The organism is Kitasatospora sp. NEAU-69 (assembly GCF_057158765.1).
In genome coordinates this window covers 56,250-67,081 of the sequence record NZ_JBWXUE010000043.1, presented here as the reverse complement: position 1 = coordinate 67,081, position 10,832 = coordinate 56,250, and the positions used below count along the sequence as shown (strand labels likewise).

Sequence of the window (10,832 nt, the reverse complement as noted above, 5' to 3'; positions counted from 1 at the left end):
CAGGGCGATCTGGAAGAGGGGGTGGCGGTTGCGGGTGCGGGGTGGGTTGAGGGCTTCGACGAGGCGGTCGAAGGGGAGGTCCTGGTGGGCGTAGGCGGCGAGGTTGGTGTCGCGGACGCGGTGGATGAGGTCGGTGTAGGTGGGGTTGTCGCTGGTGTCGGTGCGCAGGACGAGGGTGTTGACGAAGAAGCCGATGAGGTTGTCGAGGGCTTCGTCGGTGCGGCCGGCGACGACGGAGCCGAGGGGGATGTCGGTGCCGGCGCCGAGGCGGGTGAGCAGGGCGGCGAGGGCGGCCTGGACGGTCATGAAGAGCGTGGCCCGCTCGCTCTGGGCCAGCTCCAGCAGCCTGGCGTGCACACCCGCGTCGAGCGTGAGCGGGACGACCGAGCCCCGGTAGGAGGAGACCGCCGGGCGGGCCCGGTCCTTGGGGACCTCGATCTCCTCCGGCAGGCCGGCCAGCTGCTCGGTCCAGTAGGCGAGCTGACGGTCGATCAGCGTGTCGGGCTGCCCGGCCTCGGCCAGCTGCTCGGCCTGCCACTGCGCGTAGTCGGTGTACTGGACCGGCAGCGGCTGCCAGTCGGGGGCGCTGCCGGCGAGCCGGGCGGTGTAGGCGACGCCCAGGTCGTGGGCGAGCGGGCCCATCGACCAGCCGTCGCCGGCGATGTGGTGCAGCACCAGCAGCAGCGTGTGCTGCGACTCGGCGGCGTCCGCGTCGGTGCTGAACAGCCAGGCCCGCAGCGGGGTTTCGGTCTCCAGGTCGAACGGCCTGCGGGCGGCCTCGTCCAGTCGGCGCTGCACGGACTCGGCGTCCGTCGCGACCACCTTCAGCGGCACCGGCGCGGTCGGCATCACCAGCTGCGTGACGACGCCGTCGCGCTCGTGGAAGAGCGTGCGCAGCGTGTCGTGGCGGTCGGCCAGGTCGTCGAGCGCGGCCGACAGCGCGGCCGGGTCGAGCGCGCCGCTGATGGTCAGCACCAGCGGGATGTTGTAGGTGGCGCTCGGGCCCTCCATCCGCCCGTGGAACCAGATGCGCTCCTGCGCCCGGGAGAGCGGGCTCTCGGCGGAGCGGTCGGCCCGCGCCTCCAGCGGCCGGCGCTGCGCGAGGCCGTTGCCGGCCCCAGCCGGTGCCGGCGCCTCGGTGAGCGCCGCCATCGCGGCCGGGGTGGGCGCCTCGAAGAGGTCGCGCACGGTCAGCTCGCTGCCGAACGCGGCACGCAGCCGGTTGGCGAGGCGGGTGGCGAGCAGCGAGTGGCCGCCGAGCGCGAAGAAGTCCTCCTCGACGCCGACCTCGGGCAGCCCCAGGACGTCCGCGACGAGCGCGCAGATCGCGGCCTCGCGCTCGGTGGCGGCGGCCCGGCCGCCTCCGGCGGCGTACTGCGGGACGGGCAGGGCCTTGCGGTCGATCTTGCCGTTCGGGGTCAGCGGGAAGGCGTCCAGGAAGACCAGCGCGTGCGGGACCATGTAGCCCGGCAGTGACTGCGCGAGCCGCTCGCGCACCGCGTCGGCATCGGCCCGGTGGCCCTCGGCGGCGATCAGGTAGGCGGCCAGCCGCTTGTCACCGGGCCGGTCCTCGCGGACCAGCACGACGACCTGGGCCACCGACGGGTCCGCGGCCAGCGCGGTCTCGATCTCGCCAAGCTCCATCCGGTAGCCGCGGACCTTGACCTGGCCGTCCACCCGGCCGACGAAGTCCACCTCGCCGTCCGGCGTCCAGCGGACCACGTCGCCGGTGGCGTACATCCGCGCGCCCGGCACGTCGGTGAACGGGTCGGCGACGAAGCGGACCGCCGTCAGCTCGGGGTGGCCCAGGTAGCCGCGGGCCAGGCCGGCGCCGCCGATGTACAGCTCGCCGGGCTCGCCGATCGGGACCTGCCGCAGCTGCTCGTCCAGCACGTACAGCCGGGTGTTCTCCATCGGGCCACCGATCGGCACCGAGACCGCGTCCGGGGCGACCTCGGTGACGGTGCGCCAGGTCGAGTACACGGTCGCCTCGGTGGGGCCGTAGACGTGGATCAGCTCCAGCTCGGGGCCCTCGGCGAGCATCCGGCGCATCGCCCGGGTGGAGACCGCCTCGCCGCCGGTCCACAGCGACTTCATCCGGGCCAGGCTCTGCGGGATCTCCTCGACCAGCACGTTGAACTGGGCGGTGGTGATCAGCGCGGAGGTGACGCCGTACTGCTCGATGACGCGGGCGTAGTCGGCGGTGTCCAGCGCGCCGGCGGGGGCGACCACGGTGGTGGCGCCGTTCAGCAGCGGCACCCAGATCTCGTGCGTGGAGACGTCGAAGGCGTGGGCGGAGTGCAGCAGCACCCGGGCGGACTTGCCGTCTCGCCAGCACGCGTCGGTGGCGAAGATGGCCGCCGTGCGCTGGGTGACCGCGACGCCCTTGGGGACGCCGGTGGAGCCCGAGGTGTAGATGACGTAGGCCAGTTGGTCGGGGTGGACCGCGACCTTCGGGTCGCCGGCGGGCAGCTCCCGCAGGCCGTCGAGACCGTCCACCAGCACCACGTTCGCGACCGAGCCGGTCACCTCGTGGTCGGCGTTGGCGGGGTCCACCAGCAGGATCCCGGCGCCGGTGCCGCCGAGCACCAAGTGCATGCGCTCGACCGGGTAGCCGGCGGGCAGCGGCACGTAGGTGCCGCCCGCCTTGACGATCGCGAGGGTGGCGACCACCACGTCCATCGACCGCTGCATCAGGACGGCGACCGAGCCCTCGGCCCGCAGACCGAGCGCGACCAGGCGGTGGGCGAGGCGGTTCGCCCGCTCGTTGAGCTCGCGATAGGTCAGCCGGCCGGCGTCCCCGATGACCGCTGTCGCGTCGGGGGTGGCCGCTGCCTGGGCCTCGAACAACTCCGCGAGGCCGGCGTCGGGGACCGGCACAGCCGTGTCGTTCCATCGGCTCCGGGGACTGTCCGCAAGGTCGGGCATGCTCTGTCACTCCATCTGGGGGCTTGCCAGGATCGCCTGTGATGGCAGAAACGTATCCATGTTTGACAGAGCCGTCTAGTCATCTTGGCAAATATTGTCCTGGCTCTTGTCATCTACTGAGCAGTGCATCTGCTCTGACCTGGGAATATATCTGGCAAGACAAGTGGATAACTGTCATCCACTTCATCAGTACTTGTCATCACCTCTGGACAGGTCTTGTCATGAGGCACTAGCGTGCAGCCACCTACACACGGCAACCCCACCCTCTGGAGGAGAACGTGGCGAATCCGTTCGAGGACGACTCGGCTCAGTACCTGGTCCTCACCAACGACGAAAGACAGCACTCGCTGTGGCCCGTGTTCGCCGAGATCCCGGCAGGCTGGTCCACCGTCCACGGCCCCGCCGAGCGGCAGGCGAGCCTCGACTACATCGAGGCGAACTGGACCGACCTGCGCCCGCTCAGCCTTGTCATGGCGATGAGTTGAGAGGGGCGGGCGCATCATGACCACAGCGATCAGCGCACCGGCCCTCCCGGTGCTGTTCGACAGTGAGGAGGCGGACCGGCTGACGGCCGACCACCTCGCCCGGCTGGCCGCCGGATCGGTCGGCTCCGTCCTGGTCCGCGACTTCTTCAGCGTCGACCAGTGCCTGGAGATCATGAACTCGCTGGCGTCCTGCGAGATGGGCAGCTACGACGAGCAGCTCGTCCAGCCGCGGATCGCCAAACTCGGGCCCGCCGCCTACGACTTCTACGGTCAGGGCGGGCTGCGCGAGGAGTACTGGGAGCACGCCGCCCAGTCCCGCGCCGCCCGTTCCGGCCTGCTCTACGGCGGCGATCCGCTGAACGAGGCGATCAGGCTGCTCCAGGGTGCCTGGGGTGACGAGGTGATGCTCGCGACCTCGCGTGGCCGGGAGCTCTTCGCCGGGATGATCCGCGAGATCAACAACGGCGCGCGGATGCACTTCGACGAGGTGATCCGTGAGTTCACCGGTGTCCTCGACCAGCAGCCGATCGCCCAACTGGCCTTCAACTGCCACCTGTCCACCGGTGTGGAGGGCGGCGAGGCGGTGGCCTACCGGCGCCGCTGGAGCCCGCGCGACGAGAACCACCGGGACGGCTACGGCTACGACCCGGCGCTCGTCGAGGGGGAGCCGGCCGCGGTGGTCCGGGCCGGGCTCGGCGACGCCGTCTTCTTCGACCCGCGCAACTACCACCTGGTGCGGCCCATCCAGGGCGGCGGACGGCGGGTCACCCTGTCGTTCTTCGTCGCCGTCACCGCCCGCGGGCCGCTCTTCCTGTGGTCCTGACGGCTCGTCAATCACCATTGCCAGCAACACCCGTGACAAAGGAAGCCGCGACGTGCAACGCCACCTCTACCTGACCGACACGTACCTGACCGAGGCCACCACCACGGTGGCCCGCTCGGGACTCCTCGACGACGGCGCCGCCTGGATCGCCCTGGCCGACAACATCTTCCACCCCCAGGGCGGCGGACAGCCCGCCGACCGGGGCACGGTGGACGGCCAGGCGGTCTCGGTCCGCCGCGACGAGGACGGACTGGTCGTGCTCGACCTGCCGGCGTCCGGGTCGTCCGGGTCGGCCGGCTCGGTCGGCTCGGACGGCTCGTCCGGAGCGTCCGGGCTGGCCGGCTCGGTCGGCGACCGGTTCGCGGTCGGGGCAGAGGTGGCGGCACACGTCGATGCCGACACCCGTCGGCTGCACGCCGCCCTGCACACCGCCGGGCACCTGGTGGACGCCTTCGTTCGCCCGCACGGCTTCCAGCACGCGGGCAACATCCACTTCCCGGGCCAGGCCCGGATCGACTACGTCGCCGACGACTCCGGCCCGGACCGGGAGCAGTTGGCGGAGCAGCTCGACAAGCAGATCCAGGAGGCGATCCGCGCCGCCCTCAAGGTGACCGCGGAGTACCGGGACGGGGTACGCACCGTCTCCATCGAAGGCCTCAACAGCGAGCCCTGCGGGGGCACGCACGTCACCGACCTGTCCCTGCTGCGGGACGTGGTGATCCGCTCGATCAAGGTCAAGAGCGGTCGGATGCGCGTCGGCTACGCCGCCGAGCACGTCTGACCGCCGGCGCCTCCCACCCTCAACCGTCCCCATGGAGGACCCAGTCATGAGCACAGCCACGGCCACCGGCGACCTGATCGGCGCCGCCGACCCGCCCGTTCTGGCGCCGCTGCGCCGCAACTGGCGCTTCCAACTGCTCTGGGCCGGTGCCACCAGCACCACGCTCGGGGTGGAGGCGGTCGATGTCGCCTACCCGCTGCTGGTGCTGGCGATCACCGGCTCGCCCGCGCTGGCCGGTCTGTTCGGCTTCGTCCAGGCCGCCGCCAACCTGCTGCTCGGTCTGCCGATCGGCAACCTGGTGGACCGGCTTGACCACCGCAAGGTGCTGATCGTCGGCGAGGGCGTGCGCGCCCTGGCCACCGGCTCGGTCGTCGCGGCCATCGCGTTCGGGCACCTGACCATCTACCACCTGATGGCCGTCGCCGTGGTGCTGGGCGCGGGCGTCGCCTGCGCCGGGCCGGTGCGGATGCTGCTGGTCCGTGAGGTCGTACCGGAGCAGCAGCTGACCCAGGCGCTGACCCAGGACGAGGTCCGCGAGGGCGCGGCCGGTGTGGTCGGCCCCGCGATCGGCGGCGCGCTCTACGGCGTCGCGCGGATCCTGCCGTTCGTCGTCTGCGTCGTGGCCTTCACCGTCTCGCTGCTCTGCGCGCTCATCGTCCGGGTGCCGCCGCGGGCCGACCGGGCGGCGCAGGGCGAGCAGTCGCAGGACAGTGCCAAGAAGTCCGACGGCGGCATGTTCGCCGGCATCCTGGAGCTGTGGCGGCAGCCGATGCTGCGTGGCGCGCTGGTCCTGATCACCACGTTCTACATGATCGTCACCGCCGTCACGCTCGCGGTCGTGGTCACGCTGCGCCAGCAGGGCACCCCGCCCGGCCAGATCGGCCTGGCGCTGTCGGGGCTGGCGATCGGCATGCTGGTCGGTGCGCCGTTCGTCGGCAAGCTGCACGCGCTGCTCTCGCCCGGCCGGCTGCTGCTCGCGGTCTCCGGCATCGTGGCTGTCGCGGTGGCGCTACTCGCGGTGCCGCTCGGTCCGTGGTGGGTGTTCGGGGTGCTGCTGCTGGCCGCCATCACGGTGCCCGCGCTGCGGGTGCTGATCGACATCATGATCCTGCGTCAGGTCCCCGCCGAGCGTCGCGGGCGCACGATCGTGGCGACGATGACGCTGCTCAGCATCGGCCCGCCGCTCGGCACGCTGGCCGCAGGTCTGCTGCTGCAGTACGCCGGGGCGACCGCCGCGGTGATCGCCCTGGCCGGCATCCAGGCGGCCATCACGCTGAACGGGCTGCGCGACCGCCAGGTGGCCCAGGCGAGCTGGCCGGCATGACCGCGCCCGCCGTCGTGTCCGCATCCGCTGCTGTGTCCGCTGTCGCGCAGCAGGCCGAGGAGCCGGTTGTCCGGTACGAGAAGAAGGGCCACGTCGCCTGGATCACGCTCGACCGGCCGGCCCGGCTGAACGCGATGAACCTGCGGATGCACGAGCAACTCGCCGAGATCTGGGACGACTTCGAGCAGGACGACGAGATCTGGGCGGGCGTCCTGACCGGCGCGGGGGAGCGTTCCTTCACCGTCGGCCAGGACCTGCACGAACTCGCCGACCGGCTGCGCGACGGCGCCCGCTCCACCACCTTCGGCAGCCGCGGCCTGCCCGGCTGGCCCCGGCTGACCGAGCGCTTCGCGATGGCGAAGCCGCTGATCGGCCGGATCAACGGCTACGCGCTCGGCGGCGGCTTCGAACTCGCGCTCGCCTGCGACATCCTGGTCGCCGCCGAGCACGCCACCTTCGCACTGCCGGAGGCCAGGCGGGGACTGATCGCGGGGGCGGGCGGTGTGTTCCGGCTCAGCCAGCAGATCCCGCTCAAGGCCGCGATGGGCCACCTGCTCACCGGCCGCTCGATGACCGCGCAGCGGGCCTACGAGCTTGGCCTGGTCAACGAGGTGGTCCCGATGGAGCAGCTCGACGCGTGTGTGGATGGCTGGGTCGAGGACGTCATCTCCTGCGCTCCGCTGGCCGTTCGGGCCGCGAAGGAGGTGGCCCAGCGCGCCGTCACGATGCCGGTGGAGCAGGCCTTCGCCACCCGGTTCCACTGGGAGGAGCGGCGGATGCACAGCCAGGACGCCGTCGAGGGGCCGCTGGCCTTCAACGAGAAGCGCCCGCCGCGCTGGCAGGCCGCCTGAGCCGGATCTGATGGCCCGTCCGGAACCGAGCTGGACCGGAGTCGGACCGGAATCGGACCGGAGACGCTGTTTCGCCCCGCCGCTGCTGCGACGGGGCGAAAGCGTTTTCAGGGTCATGCCTCGGCAGGATCGCGGACCCCTCAGAGGCTGCGGGCGGTGATGTCGCCGTGCGGAGTGGTCGCGGTGATGTCGAGTTCGGTGGTGCCGTCGTTCTTGAGGGCGTTGCTGATGCGGCCGTGGCCGGTGCCGGCGTCCAGGGCGGCGGAGACCCCGGCGGCGGCGCCGACGGTGATGTCGCCGGACTGGGTGCTGAGCACGACCCTTCCGCGCAGGGCCTCGGTGATGCGGATGTCGCCCCTGGCGGTGCTGATCTGCGCGGGGCCGCCGAGCCGGCCGATCTCGACGTCGCCGTCCACCGCGGTGAGGTGCAGGCTCGCGGCTTCGTCGATCTTGATCTGGTGGTACGCGCCGTCGAATTCGACGTCGCCCAGGCGGCCGACGGCCCGGAGTTCGGTGCTGGCCGCCTTCGCCTTGACGCCGGAGCCGGTGGGCAGTTGGACGGTTACCTCGATGGCTCCGCTGGGCCCGAAGTACTGGTTCTTGGTGGGGACCTCGATCCGCAGGACGCCGTCGGCGTACTCGACCGTGGTCTGCTCCGCCGCGTTGACGTCGCGGCCCTTCGAGGCGTTCGCGGGCAGGACCTCGATCGTGGTGTCGGCCCGATCGGCGGCGATGAACCGGACGCGCCCCGCGGGGACGTTCAGGACGGCGGCGATCGGGGCGGGGGTGGCGAACTTCAGCATGATGCTTCTCCTTGTGCGCTGCTCGTTTCTGACAACGCAAACGCTACGTTGCATTCATAGAGCTGGCAACAAGCATGTTGCGCAGAATCCGTATCAGTGCAGGTGAAGGCGGCATAATCATTGCAATGGATCTGCGAGCAATGCAACGATACTCACGCTCTTCGTTGCATTGAGCTGCAGCTGAACGCTATCCGGGCGGCATCCGGGCGCCGCCTGCCTCAGGGTCGCGGCCCGACGAGCGTGCGGGCGGCCGGCACGGCGAGGCGCGCGAGTCGTTCGGCGTCCTCGGTGCCGGGCTCGGCCGTGTAGACGATGATGCTCAGGTCGCTGCCCGCAACGCTCAGCACGTCGCAGTCCAGCGTCAGGGTGCCGACCTGCGGATGGTCGACGGTCTTGCGTGACGCCCGCTGCCGGCCCACCGCGCCGGAGTCCCAGAGCTCGGCGAACCGCTCGCTGCCGGTGCGCAGTTCCGCGATCAGCTGCCGCAGTCGCAGGTCCGCCGGATACCGGCCGGCCGCCGTGCGCAGCGCGCTGACCTGGGTGATTTCGAGTGCGCGCTGGGATTCCGGGCTGTGGCGCACTCGGGTGCCCGAACCGAGGAAGTTGTTCCACACCGAGTTGCGCTCCTTGCCGCGGCGCTCGCCCATCAGCGCCGTGTACAGCGGGTTGGCCAGCAGCAGCGTCCAGCTCGCGTCGGAGACCGCCACCGGCGTCCCGGTCAGCCGGTCGAGCATCCGCTGCACGCTCGGTGTGATGTACGCGGGCACGGTGCCCTGACCGGGCGGTACCAGACCGGCGGTGTGGAAGAGATGCTCGCGCTCGATCCCGGAGACCCGCAGCGCCCGGCCCAGCGCCTCGACGACCTGCTCGGACGGGTTGGTCGCCCGGCCCTGTTCGAGCCGGGTGACGTAATCGACCGAGACGCCCGCGAGCAGCGCGAGCTCCTCGCGGCGCAGCCCGGGCGCGCGACGGTGACCGCCGACGGGCAGCCCGGCGGTCTCCGGGGAGGCCCGCTCGCGCCAGCGTCGCACCGTGTGCCCGAACTCCGTGGTCGCCATGACACCACTGTGCACCGGGTGGCACGGATCGTCCTGGTACTGGCAGTGCCAGGAATCCGGGTGCGGGCGGGCACCTCACCCGCGTACCTCACCCCCGTGCCTCGCCCGCGAACCGCTGGCGGGGGATCAGCCCCGCCGTCTGTAACGGGCTTTGTTACGCAGGTCGGGAAACCGGCCGTGCGGATCACGTCGTGTAGTGAGCACAGGAACGACCTTTCCGCAGACGCCTCCAGGGGGAGCACATGACCACCCGCCGCACCGCTCGCCGCATCCTGCCGTTCACGGTGCTCACCGCCGCGGCGGCGCTCGCGCTGACCGCCTGTGGCGGCGCGGGCAGCACCGGTAGCACCGGCGGCACGGCCGCCGCCGCGGGTGGTACCACCCAGGTCACCCCGGCCGCGGCCGTCTCCCCGGCCGGGAGCCCGGTGGGTAGCGCCGCTGGCAGCGCCGCCGGCAGCCCTGCGGCGTCGCGCCCCGCCGCGCCCGCGCCGTCCCGCACGGCGGTGCAGCCGTCGGCGCCGACCAGCACCGGCCGGCCGAGTGCCTCGCGCACGGCTTCGCCCGCGGCCGCGGGGAGCGCCAAGAGCAGCGCCGGAGCCGACACCTCCAGTGACGCGTACGCCTACGCGCACCCCTGCGCCGGCGAGCAGGTGAGTGTCAAGTCCGTCTACGACGCGCAGTTGGGCGCGACGAAGCGGCTGATCCAGGTCAGCAACACCGGCAGCACCGCGTGCGGCCTGAGCTTCTACCCGCTGGTGGCGATCGACAACAGCAGCACCGTCGGCGGTGGCAGCGGTCCGGTGCAGACCGTGCAGCCGGCGGTGTCGAACAACCTCGGCGACGGGCAGGGCTACCCGCTGGAGGCCGGCCACACCGCGTACGCCGTCATCGACCTCGACCCGAGCCACAGCACCGCCGGGGCCAGTCGCCAGTACAACGAGCTCTCGGTCATCGCGAGCACCAAGCTGCCGAACGCCTACACGGTCAACACGGCGATCACCGAGCAGGGCGGTAGCCCGGGTAACCCGTACGTCAAGTCGCCGTTCCTGGGCAGGTACTCGGACACGATCGCCGACGCCTCGGCCGACGCGAACCCGGCCGGCTGACGGTCCGCCACAGGCGTGTTGGACTGTCGGGTTACGCGGACTGCGGCGGCTCGGGGTAGCGGCCGCGCAGGAGTTGGACGGCCATCCGCGCGGCCTGGTCGAAAGGCTCGATGCTGCCTGCGGCGCGGCACAGCACATGGGCGCCCTGCAGCAGTGTGATCAGCGTCGTGGCCAGGTCCGCGGCCTCGTCGGGTGCGAGGCCGCCGGTGCCGAGCCGCTCGGCGAGCTGCTCGTTCCAGGAGGCGAACGCGGTGGCGACGACCTGCTTGAGCGTCTCGTCCGCCTCGTCGGTGCCGACGGTCGCGGCCGCGACGGCGCAGCCGCCACCACCGGCCGACTCCTCGACGACGGGCCGCACGCCCGCCAGGAAGGCCTCGACGACGCGCTGCGGGCTCCCGTCCGGCAGTTCGGCGAGCCGGGCGCGGACGTCGTGCCCGTAGCGCTCGGCGGCTTCCGCGACCAGCTGGGCCTTGCCGCCGGGGAAGTGGTGGTAGATCGCCCCGCGCGCGGCGCCGCTGTTGCGCAGCACCTCGGTGAACGACATGCCGGCGACGCCGTGGTGGCGCAGTGCCTCCACCGTCGCCTCGATCATCCGGGTCCGCGTGTCGCCCGACATTCCGAAGCCTCCCACCTTGACTAGTACGGGCATCCTACTGCACGCTGGAGTCAGCAC

The 10,832-nt window shown here is 71.8% G+C and carries 10 protein-coding genes; 6 read left to right on the top strand and 4 right to left on the bottom strand.

Annotation, left to right across the window (positions count from 1 at the left end; genetic code table 11):
• A partial coding sequence (locus AC060L_RS33235; protein WP_483802703.1) for an amino acid adenylation domain-containing protein occupies positions 1-2,928 on the bottom strand: 2,928 nt, incomplete at its 3' end.
• Between the two features lie 278 nt (positions 2,929-3,206).
• On the opposite strand from AC060L_RS33235, the gene AC060L_RS33230 reads away from it, so the two are divergent.
• Genes AC060L_RS33230 through dpgD form a run of 5 tightly spaced genes read left to right on the top strand, consistent with a single transcriptional unit; the run spans position 3,207 to position 7,192 of the window.
• On the top strand, positions 3,207-3,413 hold the full coding sequence (locus tag AC060L_RS33230; protein WP_483802702.1) for an MbtH family protein: 207 nt from the start codon (positions 3,207-3,209) through the stop codon (positions 3,411-3,413).
• Between the two features lie 16 nt (positions 3,414-3,429).
• On the top strand, positions 3,430-4,236 hold the full coding sequence (locus AC060L_RS33225) for a 2OG-Fe(II)-dependent halogenase WelO5 family protein (RefSeq protein ID WP_483802701.1): 807 nt from the start codon (positions 3,430-3,432) through the stop codon (positions 4,234-4,236).
• A 52-nt stretch (positions 4,237-4,288) separates the two neighbouring features.
• The gene (locus tag AC060L_RS33220; protein ID WP_483802700.1) at positions 4,289-5,017 is read left to right on the top strand and encodes an alanyl-tRNA editing protein; all 729 of its coding nucleotides are present in this window, start codon (positions 4,289-4,291) and stop codon (positions 5,015-5,017) included.
• 46 nt (positions 5,018-5,063) lie between these two features.
• Entirely contained in the window at positions 5,064-6,341 is a 1,278-nt protein-coding gene (locus tag AC060L_RS33215; protein WP_483802699.1) for an MFS transporter, read from the top strand.
• Positions 6,338-7,192 (top strand): enoyl-CoA-hydratase DpgD, encoded by an 855-nt coding sequence (gene dpgD / locus AC060L_RS33210; RefSeq protein WP_483802698.1) that lies wholly within the window; start codon positions 6,338-6,340, stop codon positions 7,190-7,192. Before AC060L_RS33215 ends, dpgD begins: the two co-directional genes overlap by 4 nt.
• A gap of 140 nt (positions 7,193-7,332) precedes the next feature.
• On the opposite strand, the gene AC060L_RS33205 is transcribed toward dpgD, so the two are convergent.
• Both AC060L_RS33205 and AC060L_RS33200 read right to left on the bottom strand, forming a co-directional pair.
• Complete coding sequence (locus tag AC060L_RS33205) at positions 7,333-7,995, bottom strand: DUF4097 family beta strand repeat-containing protein (RefSeq protein WP_483802697.1); 663 nt, start codon at positions 7,993-7,995, stop codon at positions 7,333-7,335.
• A 218-nt stretch (positions 7,996-8,213) separates the two neighbouring features.
• Entirely contained in the window at positions 8,214-9,053 is an 840-nt protein-coding gene (locus AC060L_RS33200; protein WP_483802696.1) for a helix-turn-helix transcriptional regulator, read from the bottom strand.
• A 242-nt stretch (positions 9,054-9,295) separates the two neighbouring features.
• Here AC060L_RS33200 and AC060L_RS33195 point away from each other — a divergent pair, with 242 nt between their 5' ends.
• Complete coding sequence (locus AC060L_RS33195; RefSeq protein WP_483802695.1) at positions 9,296-10,159, top strand: DUF4232 domain-containing protein; 864 nt, start codon at positions 9,296-9,298, stop codon at positions 10,157-10,159.
• A 31-nt stretch (positions 10,160-10,190) separates the two neighbouring features.
• Here AC060L_RS33195 and AC060L_RS33190 read toward each other — a convergent pair whose 3' ends face one another.
• Entirely contained in the window at positions 10,191-10,775 is a 585-nt protein-coding gene (locus AC060L_RS33190) for a TetR/AcrR family transcriptional regulator (protein WP_483802694.1), read from the bottom strand.
• Positions 10,776-10,832 lie beyond the last annotated feature (57 nt).

Excerpts from the sequence above, each read along its gene's own strand:
- AC060L_RS33225 (WP_483802701.1), top strand. The coding sequence starts at position 3,430 with ATGACCACAGCGATCAGCGCACCGGCCCTCCCGGTGCTGTTCGACAGT.
- AC060L_RS33215 (WP_483802699.1), top strand. The coding sequence starts at position 5,064 with ATGAGCACAGCCACGGCCACCGGCGACCTGATCGGCGCCGCCGACCCG.
- dpgD (WP_483802698.1), top strand. The coding sequence starts at position 6,338 with ATGACCGCGCCCGCCGTCGTGTCCGCATCCGCTGCTGTGTCCGCTGTC.
- AC060L_RS33205 (WP_483802697.1), bottom strand. The coding sequence starts at position 7,995 with ATGCTGAAGTTCGCCACCCCCGCCCCGATCGCCGCCGTCCTGAACGTC.
- AC060L_RS33200 (WP_483802696.1), bottom strand. The coding sequence starts at position 9,053 with ATGGCGACCACGGAGTTCGGGCACACGGTGCGACGCTGGCGCGAGCGG.
- AC060L_RS33195 (WP_483802695.1), top strand. The coding sequence starts at position 9,296 with ATGACCACCCGCCGCACCGCTCGCCGCATCCTGCCGTTCACGGTGCTC.
- AC060L_RS33190 (WP_483802694.1), bottom strand. The coding sequence starts at position 10,775 with ATGTCGGGCGACACGCGGACCCGGATGATCGAGGCGACGGTGGAGGCA.